General features: G+C 73.0%; 21 protein-coding genes and 1 riboswitch. Of the genes, 7 read left to right on the forward strand and 14 right to left on the reverse strand.

All coding sequences use genetic code 11. From position 1 onward, the window contains the following. On the reverse strand, positions 1-654 hold the full coding sequence (locus ACZ4VF_RS07130; RefSeq protein WP_007387794.1) for a response regulator transcription factor: 654 nt from the start codon (positions 652-654) through the stop codon (positions 1-3). Between the two features lie 410 nt (positions 655-1,064). Here ACZ4VF_RS07130 and ACZ4VF_RS07135 point away from each other — a divergent pair, with 410 nt between their 5' ends. Then, a complete protein-coding gene (locus ACZ4VF_RS07135) occupies positions 1,065-1,238 on the forward strand; it encodes a hypothetical protein (protein ID WP_023546087.1) in 174 nt (57 codons plus the stop codon). 179 nt (positions 1,239-1,417) lie between these two features. Here ACZ4VF_RS07135 and ACZ4VF_RS07140 read toward each other — a convergent pair whose 3' ends face one another. After that, positions 1,418-2,233 carry an inositol monophosphatase family protein gene (locus tag ACZ4VF_RS07140; RefSeq protein WP_467923616.1) on the reverse strand — a complete coding sequence of 272 codons (816 nt, stop codon included), beginning with the start codon at positions 2,231-2,233 and terminating at the stop codon, positions 1,418-1,420. Between the two features lie 8 nt (positions 2,234-2,241). Then, positions 2,242-3,369 (reverse strand): ferrochelatase, encoded by a 1,128-nt coding sequence (locus tag ACZ4VF_RS07145; protein ID WP_467923617.1) that lies wholly within the window; start codon positions 3,367-3,369, stop codon positions 2,242-2,244. A gap of 161 nt (positions 3,370-3,530) precedes the next feature. Between ACZ4VF_RS07145 and ACZ4VF_RS07150 the strand changes: the two genes are divergently transcribed. Beyond that, positions 3,531-4,769, forward strand: coding sequence for an MFS transporter (locus ACZ4VF_RS07150; RefSeq protein WP_467923618.1), 1,239 nt, complete (start codon positions 3,531-3,533; stop codon positions 4,767-4,769). Then, positions 4,729-6,048, forward strand: a complete 1,320-nt coding sequence (locus tag ACZ4VF_RS07155) for a D-arabinono-1,4-lactone oxidase (protein ID WP_467923619.1) — start codon at positions 4,729-4,731, stop codon at positions 6,046-6,048. Before ACZ4VF_RS07150 ends, ACZ4VF_RS07155 begins: the two co-directional genes overlap by 41 nt. On the opposite strand, the gene ACZ4VF_RS07160 is transcribed toward ACZ4VF_RS07155, so the two are convergent. Further along, a complete protein-coding gene (locus tag ACZ4VF_RS07160) occupies positions 5,972-6,751 on the reverse strand; it encodes a hypothetical protein (RefSeq protein ID WP_467923620.1) in 780 nt (259 codons plus the stop codon). The genes ACZ4VF_RS07155 and ACZ4VF_RS07160 overlap by 77 nt on opposite strands. A 480-nt stretch (positions 6,752-7,231) precedes the next feature. Between ACZ4VF_RS07160 and sepH the strand changes: the two genes are divergently transcribed. Then, on the forward strand, positions 7,232-8,272 hold the full coding sequence (sepH, locus tag ACZ4VF_RS07165; protein ID WP_467923621.1) for a septation protein SepH: 1,041 nt from the start codon (positions 7,232-7,234) through the stop codon (positions 8,270-8,272). Between the two features lie 51 nt (positions 8,273-8,323). Here sepH and ACZ4VF_RS07170 read toward each other — a convergent pair whose 3' ends face one another. After that, positions 8,324-9,175, reverse strand: coding sequence for a sulfurtransferase (locus ACZ4VF_RS07170; protein ID WP_467923622.1), 852 nt, complete (start codon positions 9,173-9,175; stop codon positions 8,324-8,326). A 317-nt stretch (positions 9,176-9,492) separates the two neighbouring features. Here ACZ4VF_RS07170 and ACZ4VF_RS07175 point away from each other — a divergent pair, with 317 nt between their 5' ends. Then, positions 9,493-10,284, forward strand: a complete 792-nt coding sequence (locus tag ACZ4VF_RS07175; protein ID WP_467923623.1) for a VOC family protein — start codon at positions 9,493-9,495, stop codon at positions 10,282-10,284. A gap of 44 nt (positions 10,285-10,328) precedes the next feature. Here ACZ4VF_RS07175 and ACZ4VF_RS07180 read toward each other — a convergent pair whose 3' ends face one another. From ACZ4VF_RS07180 to ACZ4VF_RS07200, 5 genes are read right to left on the reverse strand one after another with little or no spacing between them, the layout of a single operon-like run. Then, positions 10,329-10,979, reverse strand: coding sequence for a thymidine kinase (locus ACZ4VF_RS07180; RefSeq protein ID WP_467923624.1), 651 nt, complete (start codon positions 10,977-10,979; stop codon positions 10,329-10,331). 43 nt (positions 10,980-11,022) lie between these two features. Then, positions 11,023-12,219: an alkaline phosphatase family protein gene (locus ACZ4VF_RS07185; protein WP_467923625.1), complete on the reverse strand. Its 1,197-nt coding sequence runs from the start codon at positions 12,217-12,219 to the stop codon at positions 11,023-11,025. Next, positions 12,219-12,815, reverse strand: a complete 597-nt coding sequence (locus ACZ4VF_RS07190) for a DUF5998 family protein (RefSeq protein WP_189305084.1) — start codon at positions 12,813-12,815, stop codon at positions 12,219-12,221. The genes ACZ4VF_RS07185 and ACZ4VF_RS07190 overlap by 1 nt, the downstream gene beginning before the upstream one ends. Position 12,816: 1 nt before the next feature. Then, positions 12,817-13,230: a hypothetical protein gene (locus ACZ4VF_RS07195; RefSeq protein ID WP_467923626.1), complete on the reverse strand. Its 414-nt coding sequence runs from the start codon at positions 13,228-13,230 to the stop codon at positions 12,817-12,819. Positions 13,231-13,274: 44 nt separating this feature from the next. Beyond that, positions 13,275-16,085, reverse strand: coding sequence for a bifunctional acetate--CoA ligase family protein/GNAT family N-acetyltransferase (locus ACZ4VF_RS07200; protein WP_467923627.1), 2,811 nt, complete (start codon positions 16,083-16,085; stop codon positions 13,275-13,277). Between the two features lie 179 nt (positions 16,086-16,264). Between ACZ4VF_RS07200 and ACZ4VF_RS07205 the strand changes: the two genes are divergently transcribed. Then, positions 16,265-16,546 (forward strand): HPr family phosphocarrier protein, encoded by a 282-nt coding sequence (locus ACZ4VF_RS07205; RefSeq protein ID WP_030342958.1) that lies wholly within the window; start codon positions 16,265-16,267, stop codon positions 16,544-16,546. A gap of 216 nt (positions 16,547-16,762) precedes the next feature. Here the strand turns inward: ACZ4VF_RS07205 and ACZ4VF_RS07210 are convergent, their stop codons facing one another. From ACZ4VF_RS07210 to ACZ4VF_RS07225, 4 genes are all read right to left on the reverse strand, one after another. After that, positions 16,763-17,449 carry a GntR family transcriptional regulator gene (locus ACZ4VF_RS07210; RefSeq protein ID WP_467923628.1) on the reverse strand — a complete coding sequence of 229 codons (687 nt, stop codon included), beginning with the start codon at positions 17,447-17,449 and terminating at the stop codon, positions 16,763-16,765. A 215-nt stretch (positions 17,450-17,664) separates the two neighbouring features. Continuing rightward, on the reverse strand, positions 17,665-18,420 hold the full coding sequence (locus tag ACZ4VF_RS07215) for a M23 family metallopeptidase (RefSeq protein WP_467923629.1): 756 nt from the start codon (positions 18,418-18,420) through the stop codon (positions 17,665-17,667). Between the two features lie 12 nt (positions 18,421-18,432). Next, positions 18,433-18,593, reverse strand: a riboswitch (cyclic di-AMP (ydaO/yuaA leader). 209 nt (positions 18,594-18,802) lie between these two features. After that, positions 18,803-20,191, reverse strand: coding sequence for a M16 family metallopeptidase (locus tag ACZ4VF_RS07220; RefSeq protein WP_467923630.1), 1,389 nt, complete (start codon positions 20,189-20,191; stop codon positions 18,803-18,805). Continuing rightward, the gene (locus ACZ4VF_RS07225; protein WP_467923631.1) at positions 20,188-21,591 is read right to left on the reverse strand and encodes a M16 family metallopeptidase; all 1,404 of its coding nucleotides are present in this window, start codon (positions 21,589-21,591) and stop codon (positions 20,188-20,190) included. Before ACZ4VF_RS07225 ends, ACZ4VF_RS07220 begins: the two co-directional genes overlap by 4 nt. 460 nt (positions 21,592-22,051) lie before the next feature. Between ACZ4VF_RS07225 and ACZ4VF_RS07230 the strand changes: the two genes are divergently transcribed. Further along, complete coding sequence (locus tag ACZ4VF_RS07230) at positions 22,052-24,511, forward strand: DNA gyrase/topoisomerase IV subunit A (RefSeq protein ID WP_467923632.1); 2,460 nt, start codon at positions 22,052-22,054, stop codon at positions 24,509-24,511. Positions 24,512-24,517 lie beyond the last annotated feature (6 nt).

Genomic DNA, 24,517 nt, shown 5'->3' on the forward strand with positions numbered 1-24,517 from the left:
TCAGATCCGGTAGCCGGAGCCGGGGACGGTGACGATGACGGGCGGCTCGCCCAGCTTGCGGCGCAGGGTCATCACCGTCACGCGCACCACGTTGGTGAACGGGTCGGTGTTCTCGTCCCAGGCCTTCTCCAGCAGCTGCTCCGCGGAGACGACCGCGCCCTCGCTGCGCATCAGCACCTCCAGCACCGCGAACTCCTTGGGCGCGAGCTGGACCTCCTTGCCGTCGCGGAAGACCTCGCGGCGGTTGGGGTCGAGCTTGATGCCGGCGCGCTCCAGGACCGGCGGCAGGGGCACGCTGGTCCGGCGGCCGAGGGCGCGGACGCGCGCGATCAGCTCGCTGAACGCGAACGGCTTGGGCAGGTAGTCGTCGGCGCCGATCTCCAGGCCCTCGACGCGGTCGCTCACGTCGCCGGAGGCGGTGAGCATCAGCACGCGCGTGGGCATCCCGAGCTCCACGATCCTGCGGCACACGTCGTCGCCGTGCACGAGCGGGAGGTCGCGGTCGAGGACGACCACGTCGTAGTCGTTGACGCCGATGCGCTCCAGGGCGGCCGCACCGTCGTACACGACGTCGACGGCCATGGCCTCCCGGCGCAGCCCGGTGGCCACCGCATCGGCGAGCAGTTGCTCGTCCTCGACGACGAGTACGCGCACGTCCCTTGTCCTTCCTGTGTCCACCCGCGTAGCGCGCCGTGGGCGCGTGCGGGCAGGGGTGTCCGTGAGGTGTGACCCCCATCCTGCCCTTTTCGACCATAAGTCGGCTGTAAGGCGGGGGCCTGGCCACGGGGACGGGGTCCCGGGGCGGGAATACGAGAATTTCTCCTCCGGTTGAGGTTTCCGCGGGAGGGAGCGGGGGGAGGACGGCTTTACACCCCGCGATCACGCTCTGCATGTGCCGCAGCACCATGCGGTACTGCTTCATCCGCTTCGCAGAGCGGACGCGGATGTCCGGCACCGTCGCCGCCCGGCAGGGCAGCGCTGGGCACCCGCGAGAGACGTGATCGCCCCTTCCCTACGGCACATCCGTGCCACCCGACCCACGACCCAGGACGAGGGGGCGCAGCATGGACGCTTTCACCGCAGGACTTCTGCAGCGCATAAGGGCGACCGAGTCCGACCTGTCGCGGGCTCGTGACGAGGGCGACGACTTCCTCGTCGAGGTGGAGCAGGCAGAGCTCGACGACCTGCGACGCCTCGCCGCCGAACACGGTGTGGAGGTCGGCGCGTCACGCGTCTGATCGGCCCGAAAGCGCGACGAGGGACCCCGGCGAATCCAGCGCCGGGGTCCCTTCGCGTACGTACCCCCGTGATCGGCGTGCATGCCCGTGGGCCGGGGTGCGTACGCCTGCGACGGGCGCGCATGCCCATGGGGGGTCGGCGAGCGTGTCCCCACAGGCCCGGCGCGTGCCGCCCGCGCTCAGTCGTGCCAGGCGCCGAAGTCCTCCAGCAGCCGCTGGAGCGGCTCGAACACCCCCGGCGACCCGGCGACGGTCAGATCCCTCGACGGCCGCTCTCCGGGCCGTCCACCGGTCAGCGCGCCCGCTTCCCGGGCGATCAGGTCACCCGCCGCGTGGTCCCACGCGTTGAGCCCCCGCTCGTAGTACCCGTCGAGCCGGCCGGCGGCCACGTCGCACAGGTCGACCGCCGCGGAGCCGCTGCGCCGGATGTCCCGCAGCAGCGGGACGAGCCGGGCGGCGACCTCGGCCTGGTGGGTGCGGACCTCGGTGACGTAGTTGAACCCGGTGGAGACCAGGGCCTGGTCCAGCGGGGGCGCGGGGCGGCAGGCGAGCGCCCGCTCACCCTCCCAGGCGCCGACGGCCCACGCCCCGCCGCCGCGCACGGCGTGGTAGGTCTCGCCGCGCATCGGGGCCGCGACGACCCCGACGACGGTCTCGCCGTCCTGCTCGGCCGCGATGGACACCGCCCACGTCGGCAGGCCGTACAGGTAGTTGACGGTGCCGTCGAGCGGGTCGATCACCCAGCGGACGCCGCTCGTCCCCGCGACGGAGGCGCCCTCCTCGCCGAGGAAGCCGTCCTCGGGGCGCTGCCCGGAGATCAGATCGGTGATCAGTTTCTCCGCGGCGATGTCCATCTCGGTGACGACGTCGATGGGGCTGGACTTGGTCCTGGCCACGGCCAGGTCGGCGGGGCGGCCGTCGCGCAGCAGTTCGCCGGCGCGGCGGGCGGCCTCCCGGGCGAGTGCGAGCAGGTCCCGGTGCAGGGCGTCGGTCACGGCTCTCCTCACGCGTAGGGGCTGTCGGCGCCCGCGGCGGCGGGACGGGGGGCGCGGGCCGGGCAGCAGCCGACCGGGCACAGGTGGTGGCTCGGCCCGAGCGCGCCGAGGGCGCAGGGGGTGACCTGCTCGCCGCGCTCCACCGCGGCCCGCTCCAGGATCAGCTCGCGGACGGCCGCGGCGAACCGCGGGTCCGCGCCCACGGTGGCCGAGCGGCGCACCGGCAGGCCCAGCTCCTCGGCCTTGGCCTTCGCCTCGGTGTCGAGGTCGTAGAGGACCTCCATGTGGTCGGAGACGAAGCCGATCGGGGCCATGACCACGGCCGGGACGCCGGCGGCGTGCCGTTCCTGGAGGTGGTCGCAGATGTCGGGCTCCAGCCAGGGGATGTGCGGGGCGCCGGAACGGGACTGGTAGACGAGCCGCCAGGGGTGGTCGACGCCGGTGCGCTCGCGGACCGCGTCGGCGATCAGCCGGGCCACGTCCAGGTGCTGCTCGACGTAGGCTCCGCCCTCGCCGTGGGCCTCGACCGGGCCGGAGGTGTCGGCTGCGGAGGTGGGGATGGAGTGGGTGGTGAAGGCGATGTGGGCGCCCGCGCGGACGTCCTCGGGGAGGTCCTCCAGGGCGCGCAGCACCCCGTCGGTCATGGGCTCGACGAAGCCGGGGTGGTTGAAGTAGTGCCGCAGCTTGTCGATCCTCGGCGGCTCCAGGCCCTCGGCCTCCAGGGCGGCCAGCGCGTCGGCGAGGTTCTCCCGGTACTGGCGGCAGCCCGAGTAGGAGGCGTAGGCGCTGGTGGCGAGGACGAGGACGCGGCGGTGGCCGTCGGCGACCACCTCGCGCAGGGTGTCCGTCAGGTACGGCGCCCAGTTGCGGTTGCCCCAGTAGACCGGCAGGTCGAGACCGTGGCCGGCGAAGTCCTCGCGCAGGGCTTCCAGGAGGGCGCGGTTCTGGTCGTTGATGGGGCTGACCCCGCCGAACAGGAAGTAGTGCTGCCCGACCTCCTTGAGGCGTTCCTTCGGGATGCCGCGCCCGCGCGTGACGTTCTCCAGGAAGGGGACCACGTCGTCGGGGCCTTCGGGGCCGCCGAAGGAGAGCAGGAGCAGGGCGTCGTACGGGGTGGCATCGAGCGCGTCTGACATGGGTCGATCCTGCCACCCGGCACCGACGGCGGGGAAACAGCGGGATGAAGAGTCGGGTTGGCGTGGTGTGCGGGATAAGCCCCCGACGGACAATCCGCGAGACTTAGGGTGACCTAACCCGTAAGCTGTTAGCCCCTTCTTCACGCCTTACGGAGACCCGCGTGCCCAGCCCCTACAGAGCCCTGTTCGCCGAGCCCGGCACCAAGGCCTTCTCCGCCGCGGGGTTCCTCGGCCGGATGCCGCTGTCGATGATGGGCATCGGCGTGGTCACGATGGTCTCCCAGCTCACCGGCCGGTACGGCCTCGCCGGCGCCCTGTCGGCCACCATGGCGCTGTCCGCGGCCGCGATCGGGCCGCGGATCTCCCGGCTGGTGGACCGGCACGGGCAGCGCCGGGTGCTGCGCCCCGCGACCCTGGTGGCCCTGGCCGCGGCGGCCGGCCTGCTGCTCGCCGCCCATCTGCGCGGTCCCGACTGGGTGCTGTTCCTCTGCGCGGCCGGGATCGGGGCGGTGCCGAGTGTGGGCGCGATGATCCGGGCCCGCTGGGCGGCGCTGTACCGGGGCACCCCGACACTGCACATCGCCTACTCGTTCGAGTCGGTCGTGGACGAGGTCTGCTTCATCTTCGGGCCGATCATCTCCATCGGCCTGTCCACCATCTGGTTCCCGGAGGCGGGCCCCCTGCTGGCCGCCTGCTTCCTGGCCGCCGGCGTCTTCTGGCTGACCGCCCAGCGCGCCACCGAGCCGGAGCCGCACCCGCGCGGGAAGCACGGCGGCGGCAGCGCCCTGCGCTCGGCGGGGCTCCAGGTGCTGGTGGCGACCTTCGTGGCGACCGGCGCGATCTTCGGGGCCGTGGACGTGGTCACCGTCGCCTTCGCCGACGAGCGCGGTCACAAGGGTGCCGCGAGCGTGGTCCTCGCGCTGTACGCGGCCGGTTCCTGCGTGGCGGGCGTGGTCTTCGGGCTGCTGCGCTTCCGGGGGGCGCCGGAACGCCGCTGGCTGCTGGGCGTGGGGGCGATGGCCGTGAGTATGATCCCCCTCCTACTGGTCGGAAACCTGCCGCTTCTGGCCGTGGCGCTGTTCGTAGCGGGGCTGTCCATCGCGCCGACGATGATCACGACGATGTCCCTCATCGAAGAGCACGTACCCCGCGCGCGGCTCACCGAGGGCATGACCTGGGTGAGCACCGGCCTCGCCGTCGGCATCGCGGTCGGCTCCTCCGTGGCCGGCTGGGTGATCGACGCGGCCGGGGCGCGGGCCGGGTACGGGGTTCCGGCCGTGTCCGGCGCCGTCGCGATCGCGGTCGGTTTCCTCGGGTACCGCCGGCTGCGCAGGCCGGCCGCGGGTCGGGGAGGCACCGTTGAGCAGCACAGCGAGCGGGAAGAACGGCACCTGGCGTAACTGGGGCGGCAATGTCGCGGCCCGGCCCGCCCGGCAGGTCGAGCCGGCCTCGGTGGAGGAGCTGGCCGCCGCGGTGCGGCGGGCCCGGGAGGACGGCCTGAAGGTCAAGGCGGTCGGGACCGGGCACTCCTTCACCTCGATCGCCGCCACGGACGGTGTGTTGATACGCCCTCACCTGTTGACGGGCATACGCACCGTCGACCGGGAGTCCATGACGGTCACGGTGGAGGCGGGCACCCCGCTCAAGAGGCTCAACGCGGCTCTCGCGCGCGAGGGGCTGTCGCTCACCAACATGGGCGACATCATGGAGCAGACGGTCTCGGGGGCCATCAGCACCGGGACGCACGGCACGGGCCGGCTGTCCGGCTCCATCGCCGCCCAGATCAAGGGGCTCGAACTCGTCACGGCGGACGGCTCGGTGCTCACCTGCTCCGAGAAGGAGAACCCGGAGGTCTTCGCCGCGGCCCGGATCGGCCTCGGAGCCCTGGGCGTCGTCACCGCGATCACCTTCGCCGTGGAGCCGCTCTTCCTGCTCACGGCGCGCGAGGAACCCATGCCCTTCGAGCGGGTCGTCGCCGAGTTCGACCAGCTGTGGGCCGAGAACGAGCACTTCGAGTTCTACTGGTTCCCGCACACCGGCAACACCAACACCAAGCGGAACAACCGCAGCGCCGGCCCCGAACAGCCGGTGGGGCGGCTGGCCGGCTGGTTCGAGGACGAGTTCCTCTCCAACGGCGTCTTCCAGGTGGCCCAGTGGGCCGGCCGCGCCGTCCCGGCCACGGTTCCGGCGATCGCGCGGATCTCCAGCAAGGCCCTGTCCGCGCGGACGTACACGGACATCCCGTACAAGGTCTTCACCTCGCCGCGCCGGGTGCGCTTCGTGGAGATGGAGTACGCCGTCCCGCGCGCGGCCCTGGTGACGGTGCTGCGCGAGCTGCGGACCATGGTCGACCGCTCGGGGCTGCGGATCAGCTTCCCGGTCGAGGTGCGCACCGCCCCGGCCGACGACATCACCCTGTCCACCGCCTCCGGCCGGGACAGCGCCTACATCGCCGTGCACATGTTCCGGGGCACGCCGTACCAGGCGTACTTCACCGCCGCCGAGCGCATCTTCACCGCGCACGAGGGGCGTCCGCACTGGGGCAAGGTGCACACGCGGGACGCGGAGTACCTCGCCCGGGTGTATCCGCGCTTCGGCGAGTTCACGGCGCTGCGGGATCGTCTCGACCCGGATCGGCTGTTCCGGAACGACTACTTGCGGAGGGTGCTGGGGGCGTAGGCGCCGGGGCGGACACGCTCGGCGTACCGGGGGTGGCGGCCGGGGTGCCGCCCGGTTCCCCGCTCTCCGTGCCGCCTGCGCTCGCCCCGCCGTTCCCGCCACTGTCCCCGCCCGGCTCGCTGCTCGGCTCCCCGCTCGGGGAGGTGCCGGGAGCCGGGGAGGTGCCGGGAGCCGTACCGCCGCCGGTGGACGGGGTGTGCTCGGGGGACGGGGTGTCCGATGGGGCGGGCCGGTCGTCGGACGTGGCGCCGGAGGAGCCCCGGCCGGCGACGGCGTCGCTGACCGTCGTCCCTCCGCCGCCGCTGAAACTGCCGCCCGACACCAGCTCGTACGCCGTGATGCCGGCCATGGTGACCCCGAAGACCAGGGCCGCGGCGACCAGCGGGCGGCGCCGGCCCCTCACCCGCGCGCGGTAGACGGTGCCCTCGGTGAACTCGCCCGGCGGCGCGGGCGCTTGTTCCCTCGGCGGGGCCGCCACGGCGGTCTTCTCCCGCAGCTGCTCCCCGGTCCGCTTGAAGAAGTGCTGGAAGACCGAACCGCCGCAGGTGGCGACGACGCTGACGACGCCGGCGCCCAGGATCGTGCCGTACACCCCGAAGTACGAAGCCAGTTTGGCCGCCACGACCGCCGCCAGGGCGCTGCCCGCGACCTGGGGGACGTTCAGATCGATCCGCTTCCGCCCCGTATCGGGTGTCTCGCGCATACCCGGACCTTGCCTGCCTTTCCCGTATGTGGCCGACATCGGCCGACCGACTGCACGAGAAGGGGACGTACGGACGAAACCATTAGTTCCGTTTCTGGCGATTGCGTGAAGTTCGCCACGTTCATGATCGGGAAAACCGGTTGCGGAGGGCCAAGTCGCATCCCTTGCCAGAAGTTGGGCGGCGCGCCAATCCACGCACGTGGTCCGAATGGAGTACTGTTGCGAGCCCTGGGTCCGGTCTCCCACCAGGGTGCCCGCGGCCAGCCAGGACCGCCGGGAGGGGGCTAGTTGCACAGGGTGACGGAGTTGGTCACTTAGCGTTGCGAACAGGTAACCGTGCCATAACGGCGGTCCCGGGCCCGTGCCCGACACGCCGGGCAACTCGGCAAGGTTGTGGCAGGCTGCACCCGGGCAGGCCACACTCGACTAGCGGAAGCAGCGACGCACGTGACGTCGGCAGGCACCACCCGGGAGGTCCCCATGCCCGAACTGCGTGTCGTGGCCGTCTCGAATGACGGCACACGGCTGGTGCTGAAGGCTGCCGACTCTACGGAGTACACGCTTCCGATCGACGAACGCCTGCGCGCCGCCGTGCGCGGCGACCGGCCACGTCTCGGCCAGATCGAGATCGAGGTCGAGAGCCATCTGCGCCCGCGGGACATCCAGGCGCGGATACGAGCCGGTGCCACCGCGGAAGAGGTCGCCCAGCTCGCCGGCATCCCCGTCGACCGGGTACGGCGCTTCGAGGGGCCGGTACTGGCCGAACGCGCCTTCATGGCCGAGCGGGCCCGCAAGACCCCGGTCCGCCGCCCCGGTGAGAACTCCGGCCCGCTGCTCGGCGAGGCCGTGCAGGAGCGGCTGCTGCTGCGCGGTGCCGAGAAGGACACCGTGCAGTGGGACTCCTGGCGCCGCGACGACGGCACCTGGGAGGTGCTCCTCGTCTACCGGGTCGCGGACGAACCGCACTCGGCGAGCTGGACGTACGACCCGCCCCGGCGGCTCGTACAGGCCGTGGACGACGAGGCGCGCTCGCTGATCGGCGAGTCCGACGACCTGGCCGTTCCGGAGCCGAGCTTCCCGTTCGTCCCGCGCATCGCCCGGCTGCCGCGCGAGCGCTCGATGGACCGCGCGCTCGAACGGCTCGACCGCGACCGGCCCGGCCTGCCCGCGCAGCCGTCGGAACCGGAGGAGGACGGCACGGGCGAGCGTGACTCGCTGACCAGCCTGCTGGAGGCCGTACCGAGCTTCCGGGGCGACCTGGTGGTCCCGGAACGCCCGGCGGAGCCCTCGGAGGAGCCCGACGACGAGCCCGCCGCCGAGGAGCCGCCGGCGCCCGCCGCGTCCGCCGGCTCCGCCTACGCGGACGTCCTCATGCCGCGCTCGGTCAGCAGCCACCGCGACCGGCTCGTCGGCGCGACCGACCGGCAGGCGGAGGCCGACGGCGTCCGCCCCGGCCGCCGTGCCGCCGTCCCGAGCTGGGACGAGATCGTGTTCGGCACCCGGCGCAAGAAGCAGGAGTAGCTCTCCCTGGGAGGGGGCACGCGCGCGTGCCCCCTCCCACGGGGAGTCCCGCTACTGCGGATCCGCCCCCACCGCCACCGGCCGGGACGGGTCCGAGGACCACTCGGACCAGGAACCCACGTACAGGGCCGCCGGGATGCCCGCCACCGCCAGCGCGAGGACCTCGTGGGCGCCGGAGACACCCGAACCGCAGTACACGCCCACCTCGGTGTCCTCGGACACCCCCAGGGCCTTGAAACGGTCCTTCAGCTCCACCGCGGGCAGGAAACGGCCGTCGGGGCCCACGTTCTCCGTCGTCGGGGCCGAGACCGCGCCCGGGATGTGCCCGCCGACCCGGTCAACCGGCTCCACCTCGCCGCGGTACCGCTCCCCCGCGCGCGCGTCCAGCAGCACACCCGTACGGGCCAGGGCCGCGGCCTCGTCCGCGTCCAGCAGCCCCGCGGCCGCGGGCCGGGGCACGAAGTCGCCTTCGGCCGGGGCCGGTGTCCCGGTGGCCAGTTCGCCTTCCCAGGACGGCAACCCGCCGTCGAGCACCCGCACGTCCGGGTGACCCGTCCAGCGCAGCAGCCACCACGCGCGCGCGGCGGCCCAGCCCTGTCCGCCGTCGTACACGACGACCGGCCGCCCGGCCGACACGCCCGCGCGGCGCATCGCGGCGCCGAACTCCGCGAGGTCGGGCAGCGGATGACGGCCGCGCGCGCCGGGCGCGGAGGCCAGCTCCCGGTCCAGGTCGACGAAGACCGCGCCGGGGATGTGCCCGGCCGCGTACTCGGCGCGGCCGTCGAAGGCGGGCGCGCCCGCCGCCTTGGCCAGGCTCAGCTGCCAGCGCACGTCCAGCAGCACCGGAGGGGCGCCCCCGGTCAGCTCCTGTGCGAGTTCGGATGCGGTGATGATGGCTGTCATGGCGTCCATCCATACGCCAGGGGTGGCCGCGGCGTCCAGGTCCGGCTACTCTGCTCGGCCGGACACGCTCGATCACGAGGCGTACGGGATCGAGCACGTGCTGTACAGCCGACGGACCCCCGCCGGCCTCGTCAGGAAGCGGCGAAAGACGGCAGACCGGGCATCCTCCCGTGGTGACGGCCGGGCGGGGCGGTATGACCCGGGCCACCGCGGAGGATGCGGGTACCGGCACGGGCGTACGCGCCAGCGGCGTGGACACCCCTTCCGGGGAGTGGAAGCGACACGGCCACCGCGAGGGGCCGAGAAGAGAGTGATCGATGACCGAGGCACGGGAGTCGGCCGGTCCGCACGCACGGCGCGTGCCCGGCACACCCTGCTGGGTGAGCCTGATGGTGCACGCGCTGGACACCACCGAGGAGTTCTACGGTGAGCTGTTCGGCTGGGAGTTCCGGCCGGGCCCGCAGCAGCTCGGCCCGTATGTGCGGGCGCTGCTGGACGGGAGGGAGGTGGCGGGCATGGGCCAGCTGCCGCCGGACCGCCGGCTGCCGGTCGCCTGGACGCCGTACTTCGCCTCGGACGACGTGGACCAGACCGCCGACACGGTACGGCTGTGCGGCGGCACGGTGGCCGTCGGCCCGTTGGACGCCGCCGAGGCCGGGCGGATGGTGATCGCCTCGGACCCCTCCGGGGCGGTGTTCGGCATCTGGCAGGCGACCGCGCATCTCGGCACGGCGATCACCGGTGTGCCCGGCACGCCCGTCTGGAACGAGCTGCGCACCTTCGAGACGGAGAGCGTCGGCAAGTTCTACCGAAGCGTGTTCGGATACGCGGAGGAGCCGGTGGTCTCCGCCGACCTCGACTATCTGACCCTGCGCCTCGACGGCCGGCCGGTGGCCGGACTGCACGGCATGGGCCAGGCCCTGCCGCGGGACCGGGGGCCGCACTGGGAGACGTACTTCGAGGTGGCCGACGTCGGAGAGACGCTGCGGCAGGTCACCGGCCTGGGCGGCCGGGTCCTGCGGCCGGCCCACGACAGTCCGCACGGGCGGGTGGCGTCGGTGGCCGACCCGGAGGGCGCGGAGTTCTCGGTGGTCCAGGACCCGCGCTGAGCCCGGTCCGGGACCGCGGCGAGCCTCGTAAGGAGCCGGGAGGGTCAGGAGGCGGGGACGGGCAGCACGTCCGGGGACAGGGCCGCCGCGCGGGCCGACGCGGCGGTCATCCGGCGCCGGTGGTGGCGGCGGCACAGCACCTCGTAGCCGACTTCGCCCGCGGCCTGGTTGACGTCACCGACGACCACCTGGGCGCCCTCGACCACCATCTCGCCGCCGATCGTGCGGGCGTTGTGCGTGGCGCGGGCGCCGCACCAGCACAGCGCCTCCACCTGGAGCACCTCGATCCGGTCGGCCAGCTCCACCAGCCGCTGCGAACCGGGGAAGAGCTTGGAGCGGAAGTCGGTGGTGATGCCGAAGGCGAAGACGTCGAGGCCGAGGTCGTCCACCACACGGGCGAGCTGGTCGATCTGCTCGGGTGCGAGGAACTGCGCCTCGTCCGCGATGACGTAGTCGGCCCGGCCGCCCTGCGAGAGGTGGTCCACGAGGTAGGCGTACAGGTCCTGGCCGTCCTCGACCTCCACCGCGTCGGTGACCAGGCCCAGCCGGGAGGACAGCTTGCCCTCGCCCGCCCGGTCGTCCCGGGTGAAGATCATCCCGATCAGCCCGCGCGCCGAGCGGTTGTGCTCGATCTGCAGAGCCAGTGTCGACTTCCCGCAGTCCATGGTTCCGGAGAAGAACACCAGCTCGGGCATGAGACGTCGAGGACCTTTCAGCAGGGGAGGACGGGGGGAGGGGTCAGGAACGTACTTCGAGCAGCGGGACCAGCTGCTCGGCAGGGGTCATCGAGCCGTGGTTGCCGGCCAGCGCGGACTCCTTGGGCTCCCGCTCGGAGGCGATGATCAGGACGTCGTCGTGCGCGGCGGCGACCACGTCGCCGATGCGCGGGTACACGCGCTCGTCGCACGCGCCGGGCGGCCCGAACCAGCCGGCCGCGATCGCCTCGTCGCGCGAGGCCACCCAGAACTGCTCCCCGAGCACCTCGCGCCAGACGGTCAGTACGTCGTTCTCGGCGCCCGGCACCGCGTAGACGTGCCGGGCCCGGCCCTCCCCGCCCAGCAGGGCGACGCCGGCCCGCAGTTCCCAGTCCTCGTCGAAGTCGATGCGGTGCTGCTCGTCGAACGGCACGTCGACCATGCCGTGGTCGGCGGTGACGTAGAGGGCGCTGCGCGGCGGCAGCTGTTCCGCGAGGCGCTGGGCGAGCCGGTCCACGTTCATGAGCTGACCGCGCCAGGTGTCGGAGGCGACGCCGTAGCGGTGTCCGGCGCCGTCCAGCTCGGAGTAGTACGTGTACACCAGCGAGCGGTCCCCTGCGGCCAGTTGCCCGGCCGCCAGGTCCATGCGGTCCTCGCCGGTGAGCCGGCCGTGGAAGCGGCCGCCGCTGAGCGCGACCTTGGTGAGCGGGGTGTGCTCGAAGGCGGGCGAGGACACCTGGGCGGCGTGCACCCCGGCCTCGTGGGCCAGCTGGAAGACGGTGGGGTAGGGCTGCCAGGGACGCGGGTCCGTGTACGGCTGCCAGCGGAGCTGGTTCATCAGCTCGCCGGTCTCCGGGTTGCGCACGGCGTAGCCGGGCAGGCCGTGGGCGCCGGGCGGCAGGCCGGTGCCGACGGAGGCGAGGGAGGTCGCGGTGGTCGCCGGGTATCCGGCGGTGAGCGGACGGCCGGTGCCGCCGCGCGAGCTGCCGAGCAGCGAGGTCAGGAAGGGGGCCTCGTCCGGGTGGGCCCTGAGCTGCTCCCAGCCGAGCCCGTCGACCAGGAAGACGCAGACCCGGTCGGCGGGGGTCAGCTCCCCGATCGTGGCGGTCAGGCCGGGGACGCCCATGCCGGCGGCCAGGGTGGGCAGCAGGTCGGCGAGGGAGCCGGTGCCGTACTCGGGCAGCGGGGCGGTGTCGAGGGCGAGGGGTTCCGGATGGCCCCAGGCGGAGAGCTGGGACATCAGCGGGTGAGGTCCGCGGTCGCCTCCGAGATGGACTGCGCGAAGGCGAGCGCCTGGCGCACCGTCTCCGGGCCGTCCCCGGCCTCGCTGACGCGCAGGCTGAGGTCGTCCGCCGTGGAGCTGCCCGTGTAGCCGTGGTCGGCGTCGCAGTTGGGGTCGCCGCAGGCGGCGGGCTCCAGGTCGATGCGGTTGACGGCGCCCCAGCCGATGGTGAGCACGACCTCGCGGGGCAGCGTGCCCGGCTTGTACTGCTCGGGGTTGGCGACCACCCGGCTGACCACGACCGAGGAGATCCGGTCGAGCTTCACGGACTCGGTGGAGGTGGTGGCGTACGGCGTCGGGGAGGTGCTGTCGGCGGCCTGCTCGTCGGTGTGGCTGACGATGAAGCGGTTGCCGGTGAGCACCAGGACGGTCACGTGCCGCCGCACCTCGTTCTGGTCGAAGGTGGTCTCCTGGTGGACCAGGTACGACCGGACGGGCTCGCCGCCCACAGCGGCCTCCACCGCCTCGGCCACGAGGGCCGGGTAGTAGCCGCTGCGCTCGATCGCCGCGCGCAGCCCCTGGGTCGTCGTACTGGTCTTGGCCATGGCGTCCATCCTAATCCGTGGGCAAGGGGGGTCCGGGCCAGTCGCGCGGACCGGGGGGCGCCTGTGCGCCCGTGGGCGGGTGCCTGCGCACGAGCCCCGGGCGGATGGCCACCGCCTCGGCCGCGTCCAGGCAGGAGACGGCCTCCCGGCCGCCGGCGTCCGCCTCGAACGCGACGACGAGGGGCGCGGCCTCCCCCAGGACCCGCGCGAGACGCTCGGTCTCCGTTGCGGTGGGCGGGCGGAAGACGGGGTCCCGGAAGGCCGGCGGGCAGGAGACGAACAGCGGGTCGGTGAAGATCACTTCGAGGCCGTGGTGGTGGGTGAGGTCGTACCCGGCGGCGAGGCACAGCCGTCCCGCGTCGCAGGCGGTGATCTCCCAGTCCCACCAGCTGCCCTCGGGCAGCTTCCGTCCGGCGATCTCCATGCGCTCCCCCTCCTCCGGACTCCCCCGGGCTTCCCCGGGCCCGCTCAGTAGGCCGGCAGGGTCCGTGGGCCGAGGTCGTCGCGGGCGGGGGGCGGTGCGAGACGCACCGTGGCGCCCAGCACGCTGACTCCGTGCGGGGCGACGACGACCGGCTCCAGGGTGACCGCGACCACCTCCGGGTGGTCGTCGACCAGCCGGGACACCCGCAGCAGCAGGTCCTCCAGGGCCGGGGTGTCCACCGGTGTGGAGCCGCGCCAGCCGAACAGCAGCGGTGCCGTCCGGATCGACCGCACGAGCGAGGCCGCCTCCCGGTCGGTGACGGGGACCAGCCGGTGGGCCATGTCACCGAGCAACTGCGAGGCGGCACCGGCCAGGCCGAAGGACAGCACGGCGCCGGCCGCCGGATCGATCACGGCGCGGACGACCGTGTCGACCCCGCGCGGTGCCATGCCCTGCACCACCGGGCGCAGCTCCTCCGGCTGCCCGAACAGCTCGGTCAACTCGGTGTACGCCCGCAGCAGTTGCTCCTCGTCCGCGAGGTCCAGGCGGACGCCGCCCAGGTCGGCGCGGTGTCTGAGGTGCGGGGCGGTGGCCTTGAGGGCGACCGGGTAGCCGAGCGCCCGGGCGGCCTCCACGGCCGCGTCCGGGGTGGGCGCGGGCAGGGCGCGGCGCACGGGTATGCCGTACCTGCCGAGCAGCTCGCAGGTCTCCCCGTCGGAGATGGTGAGCCCCTCCCCGCGCGCGAGCAGCTCGCCGATCCGCCGGGCGGCCCCCTTCTCGTCGATGTCGTCGAACTCCGGCACCTTCCCGGGATCGACCGCCTCCCGCCGCCACTCGGCGTACTTGACGGCTTCGGCGAGGGCCCGGACGGCACGTTCGGCGGCGGGGTAGGCCGGGATGAGGTGGGTGCCCTCGGGTGGGGTCGTCAGCGGGGCCGGGACCGTGGCCCGCGCCGTGCCGGTCGTCCTGTCGACGGCCCAGGGTGCGGTGCTCGCCGCGGCCGACAGCGCCTCCGCCAGTCCGCCCAGCTCCACGTGCACCACCAGTACCGGCTTGCCCGGCACCGCCGCGGCGGCCGACCGCAGCGCCTCCGCCAGCTCGGCGTCCCCCGGCGAGCCCTCGCCGATGGCGGGGATCGCCGTCACGACGACGGCGTCGTTCGTGTCGTCGGCCAGCGCCGCGGCGAGCGCCCGGTGGAAGTCCTCCGGCCTCGCCCCGGTCGTCAGGTCCACCGGCCGGGCCGGCCGCAGCCCCTCGGCGAGGCACCGGTCGTAGGTCAGCACGCCCAGCGACTCGGAGTTGCCGAGGATGGCCACGCGCGGCCCCGTGGGCAGCGGCTGGCGGGCGAGGAGCAGCCCCGCGTCGACCAGCTCGGTGATCGTGTCGACCCGGATCACGCCGGCCTGCCGGAGCAGCGCCGAGACGGTCGCGTACGGCAGCCGCGTCGCCCGTACCGCGTGCCCCTGCGGCGCCGTGCCGGTGCCCTGGACCACCACGAGCGGCTTGGCCGCGGCCGTCCGCCGGGCGAGACGGGTGAACTTGCGGGGGTTGCCTATGGACTCCAGGTACATGAGGACGACGTCGGTCTCGGGGTCGTCGTACCAGTACTGCAGGACGTCGTTGCCGGAGACGTCGGCGCGGTTGCCGGCGGACACGAACGTGGAGACGCCGGTGACGCCGGTGACCCCTCCGCCGCGCCGGTGCAGCCGGGACAGCAGGGCGATGCCGATGGCGCCGGACTGGGCGAACAGCCCGATGCGGCCGGGGCGGGGCATCTCGGGGGCGAGGGAGGCGTTCAGGCGGACGTCGGCGGCGGTGTTGATGAGCCCGAAGGCGTTCGGGCCGATGATCCGCATGCCGTACGCGCGCGCGGCCCGCACGAGGGCGCGCTGCCGCTCGCGCCCCTCGGACCCGCTCTCGGCGTATCCGGCGGAGAGCACCACCAGTCCCTGGACGCCGTGTTCACCGCACTCGGCGACCACGGCGGGCACGTGCTCGGCCGGTACGGCGACGACGGCGAGGTCCACCGGCGCGTCGATGTCCCGCACCGAGCGGTGCGCGGGCACGCCGTCGACCTCCTTGAGGTCTTCGGGGAAGGCCTTGTTCACCGCGTACAGACGGCCTGGGTAGCCGGCGTCGCGGATGTTGCCGAGGACGCCGCGGCCCACTCCGCCGGGGGCACGGCCGACGCCGACGACCGCCACGGAGCCGGGCGCGAGGAGCCGCCGTACCGAGCGGGCCTCGGCGCGCTGCTCCCGCGCGCGCTGCACGGCGAGGGAACGGTCGGTGGGTTCGAGGTCGAACTCCAGGCGGACGACGCCGTCCTCGAAGCTGCGCTTCTGGGTGTAGCCGGCGTCCGTGAACACCTTGATCATCTTGTTGTTGGCGGGCAGCACCTCGGCGGCGAAACGGCGGATGCCCCGCTCGCGCGCGACGGCCGCGATGTGCTCCAGCAGCGCGGAGGCGACCCCGCGGCCCTGATGGGCGTCCTGCACCAGGAAGGCGACCTCGGCCTCGTCGGCGGGCGCGGACGCGGGCAGCCCGTCCGTGCCGATGCGGTCATAGCGTACGGTGGCGATGAACTCGCCGCCGATGGTGGCCGCGAGTCCCACCCGGTCCACAAAGTCGTGGTGCGTGAAGCGGTGGACGTCCTTGGCGGAGAGCCGTGGGTACGGCGCGAAGAAGCGGTAGTACTTCGACTCGTCCGAGACCTGCTCGTAGAAACTGACCAGGCGGTCGGCGTCATCGATGGTGATGGGACGGATGCGCGCGGTACCACCGTCGCGCAGCACCACGTCCGCCTCCCAGTGGGCGGGGTACTGGTGCCGGTCCTGCCGGTCCGCCGAGGTCTGCATGGGCCCCAGAGTACGGCTCGCGTACGACAACGGCGCGAGGCAGTCTGTGGGGGACGGGAGAGCCGGACCGAGGCCGCGGTCCGGCGCCACACCGAGAGGGGACGCGGGTCCTCTCCGGGCACGCTTCACGATATGGGAAACTGGTCTAGACAACCCTGAACACCGAAGGGCAGCAACACATGGCTGAGCGCCGCGTCAACGTCGGCTGGGCCGAGGGCCTCCACGCCCGCCCCGCCTCCATCTTCGTCCGAGCCGCCACGGCCACAGGCGTCCCGGTGACGATCGCCAAGGCCGGGGGCAACCCCGTCAACGCGGCCTCCATGCTGGCCGTCCTGGGCCTGGGCGCCCAGGGCGGCGAGGAGATCGTCCTCGCCTCCGACGCCGAGGGCGCGGACGCCGCCCTCGACCGTCTGGCCAAGCTGGTCTCCGAGGGCCTGGAAGAGCTGCCCGAGACCGTCTGACCGAGCCGTCGCGCAGAGCGCCGGAGCCGCTTCGCCTTTCGGGGCGGGGCGGCTTCGTCGTATCCGCGGGCAGCCCAGGATTCGCGCCGTCCGTGTGCCGTCTATTTACGGGGGCGGGCAGTGCCATAATTCCGGGTGCGATTCCGGGTGCGATAAACAAGGGCAGCGGAAACACCCCCGCCCGGAAATGCATCCTCTTTGTATACGGCGCCCGTGTTAATCCCGCGAACCGGACGTGTGTACGGGGTGTTGCGAAGTCCTCACACGCTCGGCGGCCCCGGCAAAGCGCAGTCGACGGGCGCCCGTCGCCCGCTCGGCGTGCAGCGTCGTGAGCGCCCGCGCGCGCTCGGCGTCCCCGCGCGCCACCGCGTCCACGATCGCCCCGTGCTCGGTCCAGGACGCCACAGGGCTCTTCGGTGCCTCCACCGTGTACATCCAGGCGATCTTGTGCCGCAGCTGCGTGAGCATGGAGGTCAGCGAGGGGCTGCCACAGGCCTGGGCGAGCGTCTCGTGGAACCAGCCGCCCAGCGACCGGAGATCCTCGCTGCCGCCCCTCCTGGCCCGCTCCTGACCCAGCCGGACCAGGCCGCGCAGCACCTTCAGATGGGCCTCGGTCCGCCGCTGGGCGGCCCGGGCGGCGGCCAGCGGCTCCAGCAGCATCCGCATCTCCAGCAGGTCGGCGGCCTCCTGCTCGGTCGGCTCGGCCACGCACGCGCCCGCGTGCCGGCGCGTCACGACGAACCCCTCGGCCTCCAGGGTCCGCAGGGCCTCGCGCACGGGGACGCGCGAGACGCCGTACCGGCGGGCCAGGACCTCCTCGGTGAGCCGGCTGCCGCGCCCGTGAACGCCGGCGACGATGTCGTCCCGGATCGCCGTGCACACCGAGTGCGCCGGAATACGCATGACCGACCTCCGCCTCAATCCCCGTGAAACGTCGACGATAGACGTGTACGCCGACGATGGACGCGTGTTCCGTGACTCTATTCCAATGAGCCGGAATTTCCGACGGCAGGCGGTCATCCATGGATATTTTTTGGTCAGCGCACCCGGCGGACACCCCGAAAAACGGCGAAAGCCCCGGCGGTGAGCCGGGGCTTTCGACAGCCGTTTCGGTGGCGTCAGATGTGCACGCCGTGCCCGCGGAGGTAGGCGACCGGGTCGACGTCCGAGCCGTACTCGGGGCTCGTACGCGCCTCGAAGTGCAGGTGCGGGCCGGTGACGTTGCCGGTGGCGCCGGACAGGGCGATCTGCTGGCCCGGGACGACCTTCTGGCCCACCGTGACGCCGATGGACGACAGGTGCCCGTACTGGGTGTACATGCCGTCGGCCATCCGGATCACGACCTGGTTGCCGTACGCGCCGCCCCAGCCGGTGGAGACGACCGTGCCCGAACCCACCGCGTGGACGGCCGTGCCGCTGGCCGCGTGGAAGTCGATGCCGGTGTGCGAGCCGGAGGACCACAGGGAGCTGCTGGCCTGGTAGGCGGTGGAGACGTACGAGTGAGCGATCGGGGCGACGAAGGTGTTCAGCAGCTTGCGCTCCGCCTCGCGGGCGGCACGGGCCTTGGCCGCCCGCACCTCCTCGGCCCGCTTGGCGGCGGCCTTCGCCGCGGCCTCCCGGGCCGCCTTCTGCTCGGCGGCCTGCTGCTGGGCGGCGGCCTGCGCGTCGATCTGCTCGGGGACGTCCTCGGTCATGGTGAGGACGGGGACGAGGCCGGTCTGCTCCGCGGAGTTCTCGGCGGCGAGCGCCGGGGAGGCGGCGAGGGTGCCGATGACGCCGGTGGTGGTGAGGGCCGCGACGCCGGCCGCCTGAGCCGTGGTCCGCTTGACCCGGCCGGGCTTGCGGTGCTTCCCGGTGGCGCACATGAACGCCATGAAGTGGCTGGTCCTTTCCTTCCCTCTCGCCTACCGGGTTAGCTGACGGGTTCGGAGCAGGAAGGTCTCCTACGGGCCCCCTCGCAGCCGCGCGGGCGCCCGATTCACCCCAGGGACGGTGGGTCCCCGGCTCCCCTGGCTCGCGCCGTACGGGGACTCGGCGATGACTGTCCGGTGCCGCGGATGCGGCGCACTGCCTGACGAACAGCCCGGACGACGCTACGGCCGCGCGCTTTCAATCCTCAAACGGATCCGGGTTTTTGTAGCGCATCCCACAGGGCAGACAGGCAACCTCCGCCCCAAAACGGGCATCTGAGGGAACGAGTGGAACAGTGTGGGCCCTGGCGACACTCAGGTCGCCAGGGCCCACGCGCGCGTGCCGCTACTCGGCCGCCACCACGGTCACTTCACCGATGCCGAGCGCCTCCACCGGCGCCTTGATCTGCGCGGCGTCGCCGACGAGGACGGTCACCAGGCGGTCCACCGGGAAGGCGTTCACGACGGCCGCCGTGGCCTCCACCGTGCCCGTGGCGGCCAGCTGCTGGTACAGCGTCGCCTGGAAGTCGTCGGGCAGGTGCTGCTCGACCTGGTCGGCCAGCGTGCTCGCGACGGCCGCCGCGGTCTCGTACTTCAGCGGCGCCACACCGACGAGGTTCTGCACGGCGACGTCCCGCTCGGCGTCGGTCAGGCCCTCCGCCGCGACGGTCCGCAGCACCTTCCACAGGTCGTCCAGCGCCGGGCCGGTGTTCGGCGTGTCCACGGAGCCGCTGATGGCGAGCATCGCCGCACCCGTGCCGTCCGGCGCGGACCTGAGGACCTGCCCGAAGGAGCGCACGCCGTAGGTGTAGCCCTTCTCCTCGCGCAGGACGCGGTCCAGGCGGGAGGTGAGGGTGCCGCCGAGGCAGTACGTGCCGAGCACCTGGGCGGGCCACACGCGGTCGTGCCGGTCGGGACCGATCCGGCCGATGAGCAGCTGCGTCTGGACCGCGCCGGGCCGGTCCACGATGACCACGCGCCCGGTGTCGTCGGCGGTCACCGGCGGCACCGGCCGGGGCTCGCCCGGGGTGCCGGTCCAGGCGCCCAGGGTGTCGCCGAGCAGCTCGTCCAGGTCGATGCCGGTCAGGTCGCCGACGACGACCACGGTGGCCGTGGCGGGCCGCACATGGCGGTCGTAGAAGGCGCGCACGGCCGCCGCGTCGATCTTCTCGACCGTCTCCTCGGTGCCCTGGCGCGGCCGGGACATGCGCGAGGTGGCCGGGAACAGCTCCTTGGACAGTTCCTTGGCGGCGCGGCGGGCGGGGTTGGCCAGCTCGTGCGGGATCTCGTCCAGGCGGTTGCGGACGAGCCGCTCGACCTCGCTCGGGGCGAAGGCGGGCGCGCGCAGGGCGTCGGCGAGCAGGCCGAGGCCCTTGGCCAGACGGGAGGCCGGGACCTCCAGGCCGAGCCGGACGCCGGGGTGGTCGGCGTGGGCGTCCAGGGTGGCGCCCGCACGCTCCAGCTCGGCCGCGAACTCCTCCGCGGAGTGCTTGTCGGTGCCCTCGGAGAAGGCCCGCGCCATGATCGTGGCGACGCCGTCCAGGCCGGCCGGCTCGGCGTCCAGGGGCGCGTCCAGCAGCACCTCGACGGCGACGACCTGCTGGCCGGGGCGGTGGCAGCGGAGCACGGTCAGGCCGTTGTCGAGCGTGCCGCGCTCGGGCGCCGGGAACGCCCACGGCCTGGCCTCGCCCGGCTGCGGCTGGGGGTGGAAGTCCATCGTGGCGAGCTGGGTCACTTGGCCGTCTCCTCGTTCTCGGTCTCGTCGCGGCCCGCCTCCACGGTCGCCTCCTGCTCCGGGTCCTCCGGAACCCCGGCGTCCGGGACTGCCTCCGGGGACTTCGGCTCGTAGACGAGGACCGCGCGGTTGTCGGGCCGCAGACGGGCCCCCGCGACCTCCTTGACCTCCTCCGGCGTCACGTCCAGGACGCGGTCGACGGCGGTCAGGGCGAGCTGCGGGTCGCCGAACAGGACGGCGTACCGGCACAGTTCGTCGGCGCGGCCGGCGACCGTGCCGAGCCGGTCGAGCCACTCGCGCTCCAGCTGGGCCTGGGCGCGCTCCATCTCCTCGGGCGTGGGGCCCTCCGCGGCGAACCGGGCGAGCTCCTCGTCGATGGCGCTCTCGATGACGGGCACCTCGACGTCACCGGAGGTCTTCACGTCCAGCCAGCCCATGGAGGGCGCGCCGGCCAGGCGCAGCAGGCCGAAGCCGGCCGCGACGGCCGTACGGTCGCGGCGCACGAGCCGGTTGTACAGGCGGGAGGACTCGCCGCCGCCGAGGATGGTCAGGGCGAGGTCGGCCGCGTCGCACGCGCGCGTGCCGTCGTGCGGGAGCCGGTAGGCGGCCATCAGGGCGCGTGCCGGTACCTCCTCCACGACGACCTCGCGCTTCTGCTCGCCGATGACGTCCGGGAGGGAGCCGTCGCGGGGGGCGGGCTTGCCGTCGTGGGACGCGATGGAGCCGAAGTACTTCTCGACCCAGGCGAGGGTCTGCCCGGGGTCGATGTCGCCGACCACGGAGAGCACCGCGTTGTTCGGCGCGTAGTAGGTGCGGAAGAACTGGCGGGCGTCCTCCAGGGTGGCCGCGTCCAGGTCCGCCATCGAGCCGATCGGCGTGTGGTGGTAGGGGTGGCCCTCCGGGTAGGAGAGCGCGGTCAGCTTCTCGAAGGCGGTGCCGTACGGCACGTTGTCGTAGCGCTGGCGGCGCTCGTTCTTGACGACGTCCCGCTGGTTCTCCATGGACTCGTCGTCCAGGGCGGCCAGCAGCGAGCCCATGCGGTCGGCCTCCAGCCAGAGCGCCAGCTCCAGCTGGTGGGCGGGCATGGTCTCGAAGTAGTTGGTGCGCTCGAAGCTGGTGGTGCCGTTGAGCGAACCGCCGGCGCCCTGCACCAGCTCGAAGTGGCCGTTGCCCTTCACCTGCGCGGAGCCCTGGAACATCAGGTGCTCGAAGAGGTGAGCCAGGCCGGTACGCCCCTTGACTTCGTGGCGGGAGCCGACGTCGTACCAGAGGCAGACCGCCGCCACCGGGGTCAGGTGGTCCTCGGAGAGCACCACGCGCAGACCGTTGGCCAGGCGGTGCTCGGTCGCTGTCAGGCCCCCGGAGCCTGCCTCGGCTGTGGTCGTGTGACCCATGGGCATGTACGTCCCTTCGCGAGCGGAGGCGGTTGATGGAAACCGCTGTTTTCCTGCCGGTCCTGCCACTGTATGCAAAGCGTGCGGGGGCTTCGCGAAGTTCCCGCGGGACGTACGCCCACAGCGGATCCCGGGGCCCGCCCGAGCGCCCGGGCGGGTCGCGGTCGGGACGCGGTCGGGGCGTGGTCGGGCCGCGGCCGGCTCGCGGCCGCGGATGCAGCCCGGCGCCCCGGCCCGGATGCCTCACGCTTCCCCGGCGCCCCGGCCCGGATGCCTCACGCTTCCCCGGCGCCCCGGCCCGGATGCCTCGCGCTTCCCCGGCGCCCGGTGCCTGCCGCCGCGCGGTCCCCGAGTGACGGGCGCCGGGAAATCCTCCGGTACCGGGTCGCGGCACGGGTTGTCAGTGCCTCGGTCCACAATGGTCCGCGTCAGTTCCGTCCATCCTTTCAGCAAGGAGCCGGCAGCGATGGCCCGCCGCAGCACGAAGACCCCGCCGCCCGACGATTCGTTCGAGGAGAGGATCCTCGACATCGACGTCGTGGACGAGATGCGTGGCTCCTACCTGGAGTACGCGTACTCGGTCATCTACTCGCGCGCCCTGCCGGACGCCCGTGACGGCCTCAAGCCGGTGCACCGCCGGATCGTCTACCAGATGAACGAGATGGGCCTGCGCCCCGACCGCGGCTACGTGAAGTGCGCGCGCGTCGTCGGCGAGGTCATGGGCAAGCTGCACCCGCACGGCGACGCGTCGATCTACGACGCCCTGGTGCGCATGGCGCAGCCGTTCTCCATGCGCGTGCCGCTGGTCGACGGCCACGGCAACTTCGGCTCGCTGGGCAACGACGACCCGCCGGCCGCCATGCGGTACACCGAGTGCCGGATGGCCGAGGCGACGAGCCTGATGACCGAGTCGATCGACGAGGACACGGTCGACTTCGCGCCGAACTACGACGGCCAGGAGCAGGAGCCGGTGGCGCTGCCCGCCGCCTTCCCGAACCTGCTGGTCAACGGCGCCTCGGGCATCGCGGTCGGCATGGCCACGAACATGCCGCCGCACAACCTGCGCGAGGTGATCAACGCCGCGCGCCACCTCATCCGGTTCCCGAACGCCGACCTGGACGCGCTGATGAAGCACGTCCCGGGCCCCGACCTGCCCACGGGCGGCCGGGTCGTCGGCCTGGACGGCATCCGTGACGCGTACGCGACCGGTCGCGGCACCTTCAAGATGCGCGCGACGGTCTCGATCGAGACGGTCACGGCCCGCCGCAAGGGCCTGGTCGTGACCGAACTGCCGTTCACGGTCGGCCCCGAGAAGGTCATCGCGAAGATCAAGGACCTGGTCAACGCGAAGAAGGTCCAGGGCATCGCCGACGTCAAGGACCTCACCGACCGCGAGCACGGCCTGCGCCTGGTCATCGAGATCAAGAACGGCTTCGTGCCGGAGGCGATCCTGGAGCAGCTGTACAAGCTGACCCCCATGGAGGAGTCCTTCGGTATCAACAACGTCGCCCTGGTCGACGGCCAGCCGCTCACCCTGGGTCTGAAGGAGCTGCTGGAGGTCTACCTGGACCACCGCTTCGACGTGGTCCGGCGCCGCAGCGAGTTCCGCCGGGGCAGGAAGCGGGACCGGCTGCACCTGGTCGAGGGCCTGCTGACCGCGCTGGTCGACATCGACGAGGTCATCCGGATCATCCGGTCCAGCGAGAACTCCGCGCAGGCCAAGGAGCGCCTGATGGAGCGCTTCTCGCTGAGCGAGGTGCAGACGCAGTACATCCTCGACACGCCGCTGCGCCGGCTCACCAAGTACGACCGGATCGAGCTGGAGGCGGAGAAGGACAGGCTCACCGCGGAGATCGAGGAGCTGACCCGGATCCTGGAGTCGGACACCGAGCTGCGCAAGCTGGTCTCGGCCGAACTGGCCGCGGTCGCGAAGAAGTTCGGCACCGACCGGCGCACGGTCCTGCTGGAGTCCGGGGCCGCCCCCGTGGCCGCCGTGCCGCTGCAGGTGGCCGACGACCCGTGCCGGGTGCTGCTGTCCTCGACGGGGCTGCTGGCCCGTACGGCGACCGCCGGGCCGTTCCCGGAGGCGACGGCCGCCAAGCGCGTCAAGCACGACGTCATCGTCTCGGCGGTGCCGACGACCGCGCGCGGGGTGATCGGCGCGGTGACCTCGGCGGGCCGGCTGCTGCGGATCAACGTGGTCGATCTGCCGCAGCTGCCCGAGTCGGTGACGGCGCCGAACCTCTCCGGAGGCGCCCCGCTGGCGGAGTTCGTCTCCCTGGAGGACGACGAGACGGTGGTCTGCCTGACCACGCTGGACGAGTCGTCCCCGGGTCTGGCGCTCGGCACCGAGCAGGGTGTCGTCAAGCGGGTGGTGCCCGACTACCCTTCCAACAAGGACGAGTTGGAGGTCATCACCCTCAAGGAGGGTGACCGGATCGTCGGCGCGGTGGAGCTGCGCACCGGCGAGGAGGACCTGGTGTTCATCACGGACGACGCGCAGCTGCTGCGTTTCCAGGCCTCGATCGTCCGTCCGCAGGGCCGCCCTGCGGGCGGCATGGCGGGCATCAAGCTCACCGAGGGCGCGAAGGTGATCTCCTTCACGGCGGTCGATCCGGCCGCCGACGCGGTGGTGTTCACGGTGGCGGGCTCGCGCGGCACGCTGGACGACTCGGTGCAGACGACGGCCAAGGTGACCCCGTTCGACCAGTACCCGCGCAAGGGCCGGGCCACGGGCGGCGTGCGCTGCCAGCGGTTCCTGAAGGGCGAGGACTGCCTGTCGCTGGGCTGGGCGGGCCCGACGCCCGCGCTCGCGGCGCAGAAGAACGGCACTCCGGTGGAGCTGCCGGAGGTGGACCCGCGCCGGGACGGCTCCGGCACGTCGCTGCCGAAGACGGTGTCCGTGGTGGCGGGCCCGGTCCTCTAGGCGGAC

The organism is Streptomyces sp. NPDC029151 (assembly GCF_055564315.1).

Excerpts from the sequence above, each read along its gene's own strand:
- ACZ4VF_RS07135 (WP_023546087.1), top strand. The coding sequence starts at position 1,065 with ATGGACGCTTTCACCGCAGGACTTCTGCAGCGCATAAGGGCGACCGAG.
- ACZ4VF_RS07145 (WP_467923617.1), bottom strand. The coding sequence starts at position 3,369 with ATGTCAGACGCGCTCGATGCCACCCCGTACGACGCCCTGCTCCTGCTC.
- ACZ4VF_RS07160 (WP_467923620.1), bottom strand. The coding sequence starts at position 6,751 with ATGCGCGAGACACCCGATACGGGGCGGAAGCGGATCGATCTGAACGTC.
- sepH (WP_467923621.1), top strand. The coding sequence starts at position 7,232 with ATGCCCGAACTGCGTGTCGTGGCCGTCTCGAATGACGGCACACGGCTG.
- ACZ4VF_RS07170 (WP_467923622.1), bottom strand. The coding sequence starts at position 9,175 with ATGACAGCCATCATCACCGCATCCGAACTCGCACAGGAGCTGACCGGG.
- ACZ4VF_RS07175 (WP_467923623.1), top strand. The coding sequence starts at position 9,493 with ATGACCGAGGCACGGGAGTCGGCCGGTCCGCACGCACGGCGCGTGCCC.
- ACZ4VF_RS07180 (WP_467923624.1), bottom strand. The coding sequence starts at position 10,979 with ATGCCCGAGCTGGTGTTCTTCTCCGGAACCATGGACTGCGGGAAGTCG.
- ACZ4VF_RS07185 (WP_467923625.1), bottom strand. The coding sequence starts at position 12,219 with ATGTCCCAGCTCTCCGCCTGGGGCCATCCGGAACCCCTCGCCCTCGAC.
- ACZ4VF_RS07190 (WP_189305084.1), bottom strand. The coding sequence starts at position 12,815 with ATGGACGCCATGGCCAAGACCAGTACGACGACCCAGGGGCTGCGCGCG.
- ACZ4VF_RS07195 (WP_467923626.1), bottom strand. The coding sequence starts at position 13,230 with ATGGAGATCGCCGGACGGAAGCTGCCCGAGGGCAGCTGGTGGGACTGG.
- ACZ4VF_RS07200 (WP_467923627.1), bottom strand. The coding sequence starts at position 16,085 with ATGCAGACCTCGGCGGACCGGCAGGACCGGCACCAGTACCCCGCCCAC.
- ACZ4VF_RS07205 (WP_030342958.1), top strand. The coding sequence starts at position 16,265 with ATGGCTGAGCGCCGCGTCAACGTCGGCTGGGCCGAGGGCCTCCACGCC.
- ACZ4VF_RS07210 (WP_467923628.1), bottom strand. The coding sequence starts at position 17,449 with ATGCGTATTCCGGCGCACTCGGTGTGCACGGCGATCCGGGACGACATC.
- ACZ4VF_RS07215 (WP_467923629.1), bottom strand. The coding sequence starts at position 18,420 with ATGGCGTTCATGTGCGCCACCGGGAAGCACCGCAAGCCCGGCCGGGTC.
- ACZ4VF_RS07225 (WP_467923631.1), bottom strand. The coding sequence starts at position 21,591 with ATGCCCATGGGTCACACGACCACAGCCGAGGCAGGCTCCGGGGGCCTG.
- ACZ4VF_RS07230 (WP_467923632.1), top strand. The coding sequence starts at position 22,052 with ATGGCCCGCCGCAGCACGAAGACCCCGCCGCCCGACGATTCGTTCGAG.